At 60.8% G+C, this 13,888-nt stretch carries 10 protein-coding genes; 5 read left to right on the forward strand and 5 right to left on the reverse strand.

Going from position 1 to position 13,888, the window contains the following annotated elements; all coding sequences use genetic code 11:
• Nucleotides 1-94 precede the first annotated feature (94 nt).
• Entirely contained in the window at nt 95-4,834 is a 4,740-nt protein-coding gene (gltB, locus tag C7U61_RS15390) for a glutamate synthase large subunit (protein ID WP_106998886.1), read from the reverse strand.
• A 565-nt stretch (nt 4,835-5,399) separates the two neighbouring features.
• Here gltB and C7U61_RS15395 point away from each other — a divergent pair.
• On the forward strand, nt 5,400-6,446 hold the full coding sequence (locus C7U61_RS15395; protein WP_106998887.1) for a low specificity L-threonine aldolase: 1,047 nt from the start codon (nt 5,400-5,402) through the stop codon (nt 6,444-6,446).
• Between the two features lie 365 nt (nt 6,447-6,811).
• On the opposite strand, the gene C7U61_RS15400 is transcribed toward C7U61_RS15395, so the two are convergent.
• The gene (locus tag C7U61_RS15400; RefSeq protein WP_106998888.1) at nt 6,812-7,669 is read right to left on the reverse strand and encodes a LysR family transcriptional regulator; all 858 of its coding nucleotides are present in this window, start codon (nt 7,667-7,669) and stop codon (nt 6,812-6,814) included.
• 107 nt (nt 7,670-7,776) lie between these two features.
• Between C7U61_RS15400 and C7U61_RS15405 the strand changes: the two genes are divergently transcribed.
• Nucleotides 7,777-8,802 carry a bile acid:sodium symporter family protein gene (locus C7U61_RS15405; protein ID WP_106998889.1) on the forward strand — a complete coding sequence of 342 codons (1,026 nt, stop codon included), beginning with the start codon at nt 7,777-7,779 and terminating at the stop codon, nt 8,800-8,802.
• Between the two features lie 130 nt (nt 8,803-8,932).
• On the opposite strand, the gene C7U61_RS15410 is transcribed toward C7U61_RS15405, so the two are convergent.
• Nucleotides 8,933-9,397: an Hsp20 family protein gene (locus C7U61_RS15410; protein WP_106998890.1), complete on the reverse strand. Its 465-nt coding sequence runs from the start codon at nt 9,395-9,397 to the stop codon at nt 8,933-8,935.
• A 353-nt stretch (nt 9,398-9,750) separates the two neighbouring features.
• On the reverse strand, nt 9,751-10,167 hold the full coding sequence (locus tag C7U61_RS15415) for a DUF2000 domain-containing protein (protein ID WP_106998891.1): 417 nt from the start codon (nt 10,165-10,167) through the stop codon (nt 9,751-9,753).
• Between the two features lie 128 nt (nt 10,168-10,295).
• Here C7U61_RS15415 and C7U61_RS15420 point away from each other — a divergent pair, with 128 nt between their 5' ends.
• From C7U61_RS15420 to C7U61_RS15430, 3 genes are all read left to right on the forward strand, one after another.
• Complete coding sequence (locus C7U61_RS15420) at nt 10,296-10,775, forward strand: Lrp/AsnC family transcriptional regulator (protein WP_106998892.1); 480 nt, start codon at nt 10,296-10,298, stop codon at nt 10,773-10,775.
• Nucleotides 10,776-10,905: 130 nt separating this feature from the next.
• Complete coding sequence (locus C7U61_RS15425; RefSeq protein ID WP_106998893.1) at nt 10,906-11,973, forward strand: cyclic nucleotide-gated ion channel; 1,068 nt, start codon at nt 10,906-10,908, stop codon at nt 11,971-11,973.
• A gap of 167 nt (nt 11,974-12,140) precedes the next feature.
• Nucleotides 12,141-13,079, forward strand: coding sequence for a LysR family transcriptional regulator (locus C7U61_RS15430; RefSeq protein WP_106998894.1), 939 nt, complete (start codon nt 12,141-12,143; stop codon nt 13,077-13,079).
• Here C7U61_RS15430 and C7U61_RS15435 read toward each other — a convergent pair.
• Nucleotides 13,030-13,764 (reverse strand): SDR family oxidoreductase, encoded by a 735-nt coding sequence (locus C7U61_RS15435; protein ID WP_106998895.1) that lies wholly within the window; start codon nt 13,762-13,764, stop codon nt 13,030-13,032. The two genes, C7U61_RS15430 and C7U61_RS15435, sit on opposite strands and share 50 nt — an antisense overlap.
• Nucleotides 13,765-13,888: the final 124 nt, after the last annotated feature.

Raw genomic sequence — 13,888 nt, forward strand, 5'->3', positions numbered from 1 at the left:
TCAAATCCGATTCCGCTGTTCGACAGTCGCGATCGCCATGATGGCGATCGCAATGCGAGGCGAAACCCTCGGCTGACTTCAGAGCCGGGGCGGATTACTCCGCCGCCACGCTCATCCGGCTGCGCTCCATTTCCTCAAGGGCGCGGCGGTATTCGACCGGCATGACCTTGCGGAATTTCGGGCGGTAGTCGGCCCAGTGATCGAGGATCTCCTTGGCTCGCGTCGAGCCCGTATAGTGGAAGTGGTTCGAAATCAGCTGGAAGAGACGCTCTTCGTCATGGCGCGTCATGTCATCGGAAACGTCGACGCGTCCCTTGTGCATGATGTCGCCGCCGTGATGATGCAGCTTCTCCAGCAGTTCATCCTCTTCGGGAACCGGCTCCAGCTCGACCATCGCCATGTTGCAGCGACGGGCGAAATCGCCCTTCTCGTCGAGAACATAGGCCACGCCGCCCGACATGCCGGCCGCGAAGTTGCGTCCGGTTTCACCGAGCACCACGACGACACCGCCGGTCATGTATTCGCAGCCATGATCGCCGACGCCTTCGACGACGGCGATCGCGCCCGAGTTTCTGACCGCGAAGCGCTCGCCCGCAACACCGCGGAAGTAGCACTCGCCCTCGGTCGCACCGTAAAGCACGGTGTTGCCGACGATGATCGAGTTCTCAGCGACGATCTTCGAATTCTCCGGCGGACGGATGATGATCCGGCCGCCCGAAAGGCCCTTGCCGACATAGTCGTTGCCGTCGCCGACGAGGTTGAAGGTGACGCCGCGCGCCAGGAACGCGCCGAAGGACTGACCGGCGGTGCCCCTCAGGGTAACGTTGATCGTGTCGTCCTTCAGGCCGCGATGGCCATAGCGCTTGGCGACCGCGCCCGACAGCATGGCGCCGGCCGAGCGGTCGACATTCTTGATGCCGAGTTCGAAGGCGACCGGCGTCTTGGAAGCAAGCGCCGGCTCCGCCTTCTCGATCAGCTTGCGGTCGAGAATATCGTCGATCGGATGCTTCTGCACGGTCGTCCAATAGGTCTCCTCCTTCGGCGCATCGACCTTGTGGAAGATGCGGCTGAAGTCGAGGCCCCTCGCCTTCCAGTGAGCGAGCATGTCGTCCTTTTCCAGAAGCTCGGAAGCGCCGATGATATCGTCCAGCTTGGCGACGCCGAGCGAGGCGAGGATCTCGCGCACTTCTTCGGCCACGAAGAAGAAGTAGTTGATGACATGCTCCGGCGTGCCCTTGAAGCGCTTGCGCAGCACCGGATCCTGGGTGGCGACGCCAACCGGACAGGTGTTGAGATGGCACTTGCGCATCATGATGCAGCCGGCCGCGATCAGCGGCGCAGTGGCGAAGCCGAATTCATCGGCACCGAGCAGCGCGCCGATGATGACGTCGCGGCCGGTCTTCAGACCGCCATCCACCTGGAGGGCGACGCGAGAACGCAAGCCGTTCAGCACCAGCGTCTGCTGGGTCTCGGCAAGGCCGATCTCCCAAGGCGAGCCGGCATGCTTGAGGGAAGTCAACGGCGAAGCGCCGGTGCCGCCATCATAGCCCGAGACCGTGATATGATCGGCGCGCGCCTTGGCGACGCCGGCGGCAACCGTGCCGACGCCAACTTCCGAAACGAGCTTGACCGAGACATCCGCGGTGGGATTGACGTTCTTCAGGTCGTAGATCAGCTGTGCCAGATCTTCGATCGAATAGATGTCATGGTGCGGCGGCGGCGAGATCAGGCCGACGCCCGGCGTCGAATGCCGGGTCTTGGCAACCGTCGCATCGACCTTGTGGCCGGGCAGCTGGCCGCCTTCGCCGGGCTTGGCACCCTGCGCCACCTTGATCTGCAGCACGTCGGCGTTGACGAGATATTCGGTCGTCACGCCGAAGCGGCCGGATGCGATCTGCTTGATGGCGGAACGTTCCGGGTTCGGCGAGCCGTCGAAGAGCGGCATGTAACGGTCGGATTCCTCGCCGCCTTCGCCGGTGTTCGACTTGCCGCCGATGCGGTTCATGGCGATTGCCAGCGTCGTATGCGCCTCGCGGCTGATGGAACCGAAGGACATGGCGCCCGTCGAGAAGCGCTTGACGATATCGACGGCCGGCTCGACCTCGTCGATCGAGATCGGCTTGCGGCCGAGCGCTTCCGCGCCCTTGATCTTGAAGAGCCCACGGATGGTGTTCATCCGAAGCGCCGATTCATTGACCATTTCGGAGAACTCGCGGTAGCGATCCTCGGCATTGCCGCGCACGGCATGCTGCAGGGCGGCCACCGCATCCGGAGTCCAGGCGTGGCTTTCGCCGCGCATGCGGTAGGCATATTCGCCGCCGATGTCGAGCGTGCTTGCCAGCAGCGGATCGCGGCCGAAAGCAGCCTTGTGGCGGGCAACGGTTTCCTCGGCGATCGTCTCGAGGCCGATGCCTTCGATCATGGTCGCCGTACCGAAGAAATACTTGTCGACCAGCTCCTGCTGCAGGCCCACGGCATCGAAGATCTGCGCGCCGCAATAGGACTGATAGGTCGAGATGCCCATCTTCGACATGACCTTGAGGATGCCTTTGCCGACCGCCTTGATGTAGCGGTAGACGACTTCGGTCGCGTCCACTTCCTTCGGGAATTCGCCGCGCTGATGCATGTCGAGCAGCGTGTCGAAGGCGAGATAGGGGTTGATCGCCTCCGCGCCGTAGCCGGCCAGCAGGCAGAAATGATGCACTTCACGCGGCTCGCCGGTTTCGACGACGATACCGACCGAAGTGCGCAAGCCCTTGCGGATCAGGTGATGGTGCACGGCGGCGGTCGCCAGCAGCGCCGGAATTGCGATGCGGTCCGGTCCGATCTGACGGTCGGAAAGCACGATGATGTTGTAGCCGCCGCGAACGGCCGCTTCCGCCCGCTCGCAGAGACGGTCGAGCATCTCGGGCATGCCTTCGGCGCCGCGTTCGACGTCATAGGTGAAGTCGAGCGTCTTGGTGTCGAAGCGATCCTCGGTATGACCAATCGAGCGGATCTTTTCGAGATCGCCATTGGTCAGGATCGGCTGGCGCACTTCCAGGCGCTTGGCGTTGGCCATGCCGGTATGGTCGAGCAAGTTCGGGCGCGGGCCGATGAACGAGACGAGGCTCATGACGAGTTCCTCGCGGATCGGATCGATCGGCGGGTTCGTCACCTGCGCAAAGTTCTGCTTGAAATAGGTGTAGAGCAGCTTCGGCTTGTCGGACATGGCCGAGATCGGCGTATCCGTGCCCATCGAGCCGACTGCTTCCTGACCGGTCGTCGCCATCGGCGACATCAGGAGCTTGGTGTCTTCAGTGGTGTAGCCGAAGGCCTGTTGGCGGTCGAGCAGCGACACGTCGCGGCGCAGCGCCCGCGGCTCCACCGGCTTCAGGTCTTCCAGGATCAGCTGCGTACGGTTCAGCCAGCTGCGATAGGGGTGCTTGGTCGACAGTTCCGACTTCACCTCGTCGTCGGAGATGATGCGGCCCTTCTCCATGTCGATCAGCAGCATCTTGCCCGGCTGCAGGCGCCACTTCTGGATGATCTTCTCTTCCTCGACAGGCAGAACGCCGGCTTCGGACGCCATGATGATGCGGTCGTCGCTGGTGACGAGATAGCGGGCCGGACGCAGGCCGTTGCGGTCGAGCGTTGCGCCGATCTGCTTGCCATCGGTGAAGGCGACGGCGGCGGGACCATCCCATGGCTCCATCAGGGCGGCGTGATACTCGTAGAATGCCTTGCGTTCCGGCGCCATCAGCTGATTGCCGGCCCAGGCCTCGGGGATGAGCATCATCATGGCATGCGCCAGGGAATAGCCGCCGCGCACGAGGAATTCGAGCGCATTGTCGAAACAGGCCGTGTCCGACTGTCCCTCATAGGAGATCGGCCAGAGCTTGGAAATGTCCTCGCCGAACAGCGGCGAGGATACCGATGCCTGACGCGCCGCCATCCAGTTGACGTTGCCGCGCAGCGTGTTGATTTCGCCGTTATGCGCGACCATGCGGTAGGGATGCGCAAGCTTCCACGACGGAAAGGTGTTCGTCGAGAAACGCTGGTGCACGAGGGCAACCGCCGTCTCGAAACGCGGGTCGGACAGATCCTTGTAATAGGCGCCCACCTGGTAGGCGAGGAACATGCCCTTATAGACGATGGTCGAGCTCGACAGCGAGACCGGGTAGAAGCTGCTCTCCTCGCCCTCGTATTCCGCATAGATGCGGTTGGAGATCACCTTGCGCAGGGTGAAGAGGCGACGCTCGAATTCCTCGTTCGTGCCGGCATCACGGCCGGCACCGATGAAGACCTGCACATGGTGCGGCTCGGTGGCGGCGATGTCCGGCGCCTTCGACAGCGAGGAATTATCGACCGGGACGTCGCGGAAGCCGAGCAGCACCTGGCCTTCTTCGGCAACAACCTGCTTGATCGCGGTCTTGAAATGCTCGATCAGCGCCTCGTCGCGCGGCAGGAAGAAATGACCGACGCCATATTCTCCCGCCTTCGGCAGGATGACGCCCTGCTTCGCCATCTCCTCACGGAAGAAGCGGTCGGGAATCTGCACGAGAATGCCGGCGCCATCGCCCATCAGCGGATCTGCGCCGACGGCGCCGCGATGCGTCAGGTTTTCGAGAATGAACAGGCCGTCGCGCACGATCTGGTGCGACTTCTGGCCCTTCATATGCGCGACGAAGCCGACGCCGCAGGCGTCATGCTCGTTACGCGGATCATAGAGGCCCTGCTTCGGCGGGATGCCGCCCGATGTCGAACGATTGGCGCGTTTCGACGTTTTGGCCGTAGCGGCAGCATTGGCTGCAGCAGTCTGGTCAAAACTCGTGAACGTCGTCCTGTTCGTCATGGTCTTCCCTCCGATAAGGCCCGCATCGCGAGCGCTCCTTCGTCCCGCGCGGTCCGTTTCCGGGGCCGACGCGCGACTGCGCTGTTGCATTGTGAAGATCCGGCCGCGAACCGCGGCTCTCTATATTGAGCCCGTCGTCAGCGTTTCGCGCCCTGCTATTCCACCGCCGCATTGCCTGCCGCCCAAGAGGCGGAAAGGAACATGCTCCCGGTAACTATAGCTCGAAATCCCGATATCGTCAGGACCCCTGGCGCATCTTCGGCCTTGGCGGCCAAAATAGGACAGCAACCCTGTCCTAATTCATCAGCTCTATGCCAGAAAGCTTCTGCTTTCGCAAGAGCAAAACGGCAAAATTTCGTCAACCTAAGACGTAAGATTGCCTATGTTGCATAAATCAAGCAATAAAGTTTCGCCGTGGCGCACCATTTTATTTGTTGATTGCGTCAATCAATTTCTGTGATGCATTCTTCAAGCTCATGCTCTTGATAGGTTTTTGCATTGGCGTAATGTCCTGCCGCCCCTATCTGATCTCACCGCAATTTCATCCTTCATCTGGTGCATCTCCATGTTCTTTGCTTCCGATAACTGGGCCGGCGCCCATTCTAAAGTCGCCGAACGTCTGCTCGCAGAATCCAGCGGTTTTGCCTCGGCTTACGGCACGAGCGAGCTCGACCAGCGCGTCGAAGCCAAATTCTGCGACATCTTCGGGCGCGAGGTCGCCGTCTTCTTCGTTGCGACAGGTACGGCCGCCAATTCGCTGTCGCTTGCCAGCGTCCAGAAACCTGGCGGCATCAGCTTCTGCCACGCCGAGGCGCATGTCGCCGAAGACGAATGCGGCGCGCCCGATTTCTTCAGCGGCGCGCGTCTGGCAATGGTCGAAGGCGCTCTCGGCAAGATCGATCCAAAGGCGCTCGCCGCCAAGATCGCCCGCTTCCCGCAGGATGCCGTGCATCACGGGCGCGCCGCCGCCGTGACGATCACCCAGGCGACGGAGATCGGCACGGTCTATTCCCTGGATGAGATCGATGCCATCGCCGCCGTCGCCAAGGCGAAGGGGCTGCCGCTGCATATGGATGGCGCCCGTTTCGCCAACGCCCTGGTGGCACTCGGCACCACTCCCGCCGAGATGACCTGGAAGCGCGGCGTCGACATCCTCTCTTTCGGCGGCACCAAGAACGGCTGCTGGTGCGCCGAGGCGATCGTCTTCTTCGATCCGGAGAAGGCGAAGGAAATGCACTTCATCCGCAAGCGGGCCGCCCAGCTCTTCTCCAAGTCGCGCTTCATCGCCGCCCAGTTCGACGGCTACTTCCAGGATGGCCTCTGGCTCGATCTCGCCCACCATTCCAACGGCATGGCCGATCGCCTGCGCGCCGGGCTGGAAAAGACCCCTGGCACTCGCCTGGCATGGCCAACCACCTCGAACGAGGTTTTCGCGATCATACCGAAATCCTCCGCCAAGGCGGCCGAAGACAAGGGAGCGAAGTTCTACGAGTGGCCGATCCCGGAGTCGCAGCCGGATCTGGTCGGCAGCGATGAAACGCTGATCCGGCTCGTGACCAGCTTCGCCACCACCGAGGCCGATGTAGCGAATTTCCTCGCCTGCCTGGCCTGATGAAAAAGAGCGCCGGAGCCGGCCTACAAGGCCAGACGGCGCTCACTACGGGGCACGAGATCAATTTTAATTCCGATGAGCGATCATTGTGAAGTTCGATAGATCGTCGCGATCGGATGCTGGTGCGTTGTGTATAATCATCGTCATTGCCACGACGCAGGCGACAAGCCCGGAAATGAAGATGGCACCATATATCACCGGACGACTATTCCTCCGCAATTCTTTCATCGCCACCTAAGATAGCGAGGGAAGCTGACTTCCGCCTGAAAACGAGCGCAACGGAAAATCAGCCGGCAAAATAAATGCGGATCTCATCCACATGATAGGAAATGGCTTTTAACGATAGCTGGTAGACGATTTCGTCGTCAGCCTGACCGTGGCCCTCGCACCTTGGAGAGTATGTCGTCCGAGAGTGCATTAACCAGGAGTTGGTCCGCACCCTTGCGCGGCACGAGGACGAATTCCACATCTTCAAGGATCGGCAGCCAGCCCGGCGCGATCTCGGTCAATCCCGCCGGCGCCATGCTTTTCGGCTGCACGAGAACGCCCATGCCGGCGCGCGCTGCCGCCGTCAAACCACTGAGGCTGCCGCAGGTGCAGACGATGCGCCAGGGCATCTGCTGCCGGCGCAGGGCCTCCAGCGCCACCGCGCGCGTAACGCTTGGTGTGGGAAAGGCGATCAGCGGCAATGGCCCTGCAAGCCTGCGGATGCGATCGGGATCGCGCGCCAGCCAGACCAGCGGCTCTCGATAAACGAGCTTGCCTCTCGCATCGCCGAGCCGGCGCTTGGCAAGCACGAGATCGAGATCGCCATTATCCTGCATTTCATAAAGCACGCCGCTGAGTGCAACCGTCAGCTCGAGATCGACGGAGGGATGCGAACGCACGAACTCCTCCAATACGTCCGGCAGCTGGCTGGTGACGAAATCCTCGGAGACACCGAGCCGAAGATTGCCGCGCAGACTGTTGCCGGCAAAAAGCTGACGCACCTCCCCTTCGATCGACAGCATCTGGCGCGCATGGCCGAGCAGCGCCTCGCCATCACCGGTCAAGACGACGCGATGCGTGTCGCGCGCCAAAAGCTTTCGCCCGAGCTCCGCCTCCAGCCGCTGTATATGCTGGCTGACAGTCGATTGCCCAAGCCCCAGCCGCTCCGCGGCAAGCGTGAAGCTGCCCATCTGCTCGACGGCGACGAAGCTGCGCAACTGCGTGAGATCCAGCATATCTTATCCTGTATCGCGATAACTGTTATTCCTTGCATCGTGGATCACAATAGGTCTATCTGCAAGGAGTCATCATCAAGACTTGCAATGCGATTGGGGTAGGCACGATGCGCCGCTTTCTTCCAGACACCTTCACCATGCTGCTGGTGCTCACCGTCCTGACGGCGTCCTTCTTTCCGGTGCAGGGGGCGAGCGCTCACTATTTCGGCATTGCCACCAACTTCGCCATCGGTCTTTTGTTCTTCCTGCATGGCGCACGCCTGTCGCGCGATGTCGTCATTGCCGGCATGCTGCACTGGCGGCTGCATCTCGTCATTCTTTTGACGACGTTCGGCATCTTCCCGCTCTTGGTGCTGGCCATGGGCCAAGTGGTTCCGAACAGCATTCTGCCTGTATCGCTCTATACGGGCCTGCTGTTTTTGAGCGTGCTGCCGTCGACCGTGCAGTCCTCGATTGCCTTCACCTCCATCGCCGGCGGCAATGTGCCGGCCGCGATCTGCTCGGCGTCCGCTTCCAATATCTTCGGCATGTTCCTGACGCCGCTGCTGGTCGGCATCCTGTTTTCGGTCGGCGGCCAGGGCGGTGGCTTTTCCTGGGATGTTCTGTGGCAGATCATGCTGCAGCTGCTGGCCCCCTTCATCGCCGGCCAGATCCTGCAGCCCTGGATCGGCGACTGGATCCGCTCGAAGAAAAAGATCCTCATGCCGGTCGATCGCGGCTCTATCCTCATGGTCGTCTATTCAGCCTTCAGCGAGGCTGTGGTCGAGGGTCTGTGGCATACATTTTCGGTGCTGGATATCGCCACCGTGATCGTCGCTAACATGGTGCTGCTCGCAACGGTAATCTGCATCACCATGTTCGGCAGCCGCGCCCTCGGTTTTGAAAAAGCCGACGAGATCACCATCACCTTCTGCGGCTCGAAGAAGTCGCTGGCGAGCGGTGTGCCAATGGCCAACGTGATCTTCGCCGGCCAAGGCATCGGCGCCATCGTGCTGCCGCTCATGCTGTTCCACCAGATCCAGTTGATGACCTGTGCGGTGCTTGCCCAGAAATATGCGGATGCCGCCAAGCGGCGCGAAGCTGCGAAGGCAAAGGCAGGCGCAAAGTCCGGCGAAGCGCCGAACGCAGCCTGAGTTCTCCGGCACAAGGCAGAACGAAAGCGGCGCCCGATCGGACGCCGCTTCTTTGATCTTGGGAGGATCAAGGGCATGACGGCACAAGTCCGTCAGCCCGGGCTTGGCGGTCAGAGACCGCCAGCCTTACTTAGTTGATGTGAGCCTCGATAGCCTTGGGGGTTTCCACGGGCTCGGCCGCGATGGAGATACGGCGGGGCTTCATGGCTTCGGGAATGTTGCGCAACAGATCGATGTGCAGCAGACCGTTCTTCAGTGAAGCAGCCTGAACCTCGACATGGTCGGCAAGCTGGAAACGACGCTCGAAGGCACGCTTGGCGATACCGCGATAGAGATATTCGCTGGTTTCAGCCGGCTCTTCGCTCTTTTCACCCTTGACCTGAAGGACATGGGCGTGGGCCTCGATGCTCAGTTCCTTTTCATCGAAACCGGCAACAGCCATGGTGATGCGATAGGTGTTTTCACCCGTGCGCTCGATATTATAGGGCGGATAGGACTGGGCCTGATCCGGCTGGCCAAGGCTGTCGAGCATGGTGAACAGACGGTCGAAACCGACGGTGGAACGGTAAAGGGGAGAGAAGTCTACGTGACGCATGGAAGTCCTCCTGTGAGCGACAATTGCGATTTCAGTTCTTGTCCCACGACCCCGCTCTCGGCGGCCTCGGGACGGTTCCGCGAGCCCTTTTGGCACCCGCAAGAAAAAGATGGGGATCGCTTTTCAGGAGTTCAAGACCCTGTCCTCGCCCCCCATTCTGCAGAAAAGCGCTGCGTGAACCGCAGATGAACGAATGGTTCGGAACCCGTTCAGGCTGGCGGGCCTATGGTCAAAACCATCGGAACACCATCGTCCGATGACTGAAGTGTATCGTCCCTTCTTCTTCAGTCCTTGCTCGGCCGGCGAAGCGGATCTCTCTATCTCCGCCAGCCGGCCTTTTTTCTTTGCGGACACTACCGCAGTAACTTCAGCGAACCGGTCAGCGATTTCACCCATTTCGAAGGCCCCGCCAACCCAAGGCCGTCGATCGCCTCGTCGGCGAGATCGCGATCCGGAAACGCCGCCTCATATTCCCGGTAATCATGCAGCGAGCGGGCGAAGGCAGGAAAGGGAACGATCGCGCGGTCGTTTCCCACCGGCAAGGTCTTCAGCAACAGGGATCGTATGGTTTCCGCATCCGCCTGCAGTATCGGAACGGACATATTCGAACTGATGTCGATCGTGCGCTCCTCTCTATCGGTCAATTGCCTGGCTGCGAGCGCAGGAAACTTTGCGCCCAACCCGATCGAGATGGCGCCGGCAGTGTTGGCGATCAGACCGAGCGGCAATGCCGGATTGATGACGATGGCTAAACGGATATCAAGAAGCATGGAGACCTGCTGCTGTTGACATATGCTCGCAGGATATCTCTCTTGACGCGGATAATCTTACCTTTCATTGCCACATATGCGAGTGACGTGGTAGGATTCACCTAAAATCCGCAGATACAAGGTTAAATATGCCCGATACACTTGAGCCCATCGATTTGAAGATTCTCGGCGCCCTCCAGAAGGATGGGCGCCTGACGAACCAGGCTCTTTCATCCCAAGTCGGGCTCTCGACATCTCCGTGCTGGCGACGCGTGCGCCAGCTGGAGGAAACAGGAGTGATCCAAGGCTATACGGCCACCCTCGACAGGCGCCAAATCGGCCTTGGCGTGCTTGCTTTCATCAGAGTCAAGATCGGCAGCCACAGCGAGGCGGAAGCCGAGGAATTTTCCCGCGACGTGCTGAAGCTCGGCGAGGTCGTTGCCTGCTACAGCATCGCCGGCGACGCGGATTTCCTGCTGCAGGTCGTGGCCGCCGATCTCGACAGCTATGCCGATTTCGCCATGGCGGTGGTGCGCCGCCTGCCGCGCATCAAGGAGATGCAGACCACCTTCGTGCTGAAGGAAATCAAGCCTTTCAAGGGCTTTCCGCTCGAAGTCGGCCGGCGATAGCGGGCAAGGCACGAAATGCCAGGCGAGACATGGAGGAAGGCAGCCATCCCTGTGCTCTTTACGTTTGGATCGAAGCCATCCTATTCTCGGGCAAGTGGCTGCCCCCCCAGGGCATCCCCCGGGGTCTAAAATGTCGGCGCTCTCTTTCTCGAAGATTTCCTCATCGCTGAATACGCTTCTGGCTGCCATCGGCCTGCTGACGGTGGCGGTGCTCACGACGCCCGATATCGTCGGACAGACGAGGCTCATCCTGGAACTCCTGCTTGCTGGCGTTTGGGCAATTTATGTTCTGCAATTGATCGAGACGCTGGTCATACATCGCGCAAGGGACGTTCGCGGCAGGATACCGGAAATCGCCGTCGACGTGCTGGCGGTTCTGGTTCCTCTGGCCGCATTCCTTCTCATCCGCGGGCGCGACCAAAGCCTCTATTGCGCCATCTGGCTTTTGAAGCCGCTGCGCGGCTCGACCTTCTTCCGGCTGCTGGGCAGGGTCATCACCAAGGAAGCGCGTAACCTGATCGGCGTCACCTCGATCTTCGGCATCGTTCTGTTCGCCGCAGCGCTGGCCGCTTACATCATCGAACGCGACGTCCAGCCCGACAAGTTCGGCAGCATCCCCCTTGCAATGTGGTGGGCCGTAACGACACTGTCGACCACGGGCTATGGCGACGAGATCCCGCAAAGTTTTGCCGGCCGTACCCTTGCGGGGCTGGTCATGATGTGCGGGATCGGCATCTTTGCCTTATGGGCCGGCATCCTCGCTACCGGCTTCTACGAAGAGGTTCGCCGCCAGGATTTCGTGCGCAACTGGCAGCTGGTGGCGGGAGTGCCGCTGTTTCAGAAGCTTGGCTCAGGCGCGCTCATCGAGATCGTACGGGCGCTGAGACCCCGTGTGGTGCCGGCCGGCGGCATCATCTGCCGCAAGGGTGAGGCCGGCGACCAGATGTATTTCATCGTCGAGGGCCGCGTCAGCGTCGCCACGCCGAACCCGGTGGAGCTCGGCTCCGGCAGTTTCTTCGGCGAGATGGCGCTGATCACCGGCGAACCCCGCTCGGCAACCGTCAGCGCCGCGACCGAGGTGTCGCTGCTGTCGCTCTATTCATCGGATTTCCAGATGCTCTCGAGCAGCAGCCCCGAGATCGCCGAGATCATCCGCAAGACCGCGCTGGAACGACGGGGCGCCGCACCGAAAGCTTGACCCGATCGGCATCATGCAGCGGAAGCTTCCGAAGGCGCAATAATTGCGGATGCCGGCGACTATTCCGTGGTGCATTGACGTCGATACAAGGGATGTGGCAGCCTGACCGGCATTGGCGCCGTCTCGCAATTAGATGACGCTTGTTCACATTGGTTCGGCACGGCTCGATGCACCCCAGATTACTCAAGACATTCCTGGCGGTCGCGCGGAACCGGAACTTCACCCGCGCAGCCGAAGAGGTCCATCTCGCGCAATCGAGCGTCAGCGATCAGATCCAGTCGCTCGAAGCCGAATTGGGCGCCGCACTTTTTATCCGGTCGCGATCGGGCCTGGAGCTGACGGCAGCTGGCGAGGCATTGAGACCCTATGCCGAGGAATTATTGGCCATCGCCAACGAGGCGCGCGCTGCCGTTGAAGCAGCCTCGGTCGCTACGGCTGGGACGGTGACGATCGGCGCGCTCGAGACCATTGCCTCCATGAAGCTTCCGCAATGGTTGCCGGTCTTTCAGCGCGATCATCGCGATATCGATCTGCGGGTGAAGGTTGAGGGCAGTGGCGATCTGACGCGCAAACTCGAAACCGGTGAGATCGATGTCGCCTTCTGCTTTGACAAAGGCGATCTCGATGAGCGCCTTGCAAAACGGGTGATATCGATGGAGCCGCTGATCCTCATCACCCCTCCAGCACAGGAGGCATCATTGAAGACAAGCGATCTGGCAGCAATTGCTTCGATGAACTTCGTAGTAACCGAAGTCGGCTGCGTCTACCGCCACCTGTTCGACAAGGCATTCGAGGCGTCAGGAACGGCAGCACCGAAGCTTGCCGCCGAAGTCGGCAGCATCGGCACCATTGCCAGGCTCGTCGCAGCCCGTACAGGCTCGAGCTTCGTTCCGCGGTTTGCCGTCGCGGACGCTCTTCATCGTGGCGAAATCGACGAAATGCCCTGGCCGGGACCAATGCGAACAGCCTCGCTTGTGATGATCTGGCGGCGCAGGCGTGTTCAGCCGCCAGCTTTGAAGCTGTTCCTGAAATTTGTAAGCACCGGCTTGGCACCCGCTAAATCAGCCGATGCCCGCCCTCGACATGCAGTACCGTCCCCGTTGTGAAGGCGTTGCCCATCAGGAAGTCGATAGCATCGGCGATATCTTCTGGTTGTCCCACTCGTCCGGCCGGCAACCTTTTTGCCATGGCATCCAATGTTTCCTCTTTCCGGTCACCGACAACGAACGTCCAGATCGGCGTATCGACCCAGCCTGGTGAAACGGCGTTCACGCGAATGGGCGCCAACTCGACGGCGAGTGCGCGAACCAGCCCTTCCAGGCCAGCATTGACGGCTGCGACCACCGACCCCCGTGCAGCCGGACGATAGGCGGCGATACCTGACGTGAACGTGATGGAGCCCGTGGCCGAGAGCAACGGCGACCCATATTTCGCAAGCAGCAGCGGACCGTAGAATTTACTTTCCACGACTCTCTGCGCAGCCCCGAGGTCCAGCGAAGGCAGCAGCTCGTAAGCGCCTTCAATATCCGCGGCGGTGCATACGATATGGTCAAGCCGGCCGATGCGCTCAAACAGACCGGCCACTTGGTTTTCCTGCGTGATATCGACTGGCTCAGCGGAAAGCAATGGGCTTTGGAGTTCCGAGCAAGCGCGCTTGAGCTTATCCGCGCTCCGCCCGGCGATGATGACCTCGGCCCCGGCTGCGAGCGCGCGTTGCGCCAGCGCCAGCCCCATTCCGGAGCTGCCGCCGACAATAAGAATTCTCGAATTTGCAATTTCAGTGATTGCCATGTTTCCATTCCAGCAGGTGATGACCACGGCCGAACATTCGCAAAGCTGCACAAGAAGATGAAACGAAGAAAAACGATGGCACCATCGGAATCTCCGATGGAGGAGTATTTTAGACGCACCGGAT

The organism is Rhizobium sp. JAB6 (assembly GCF_003024605.1).
GTDB lineage: Bacteria > Pseudomonadota > Alphaproteobacteria > Rhizobiales > Rhizobiaceae > Rhizobium.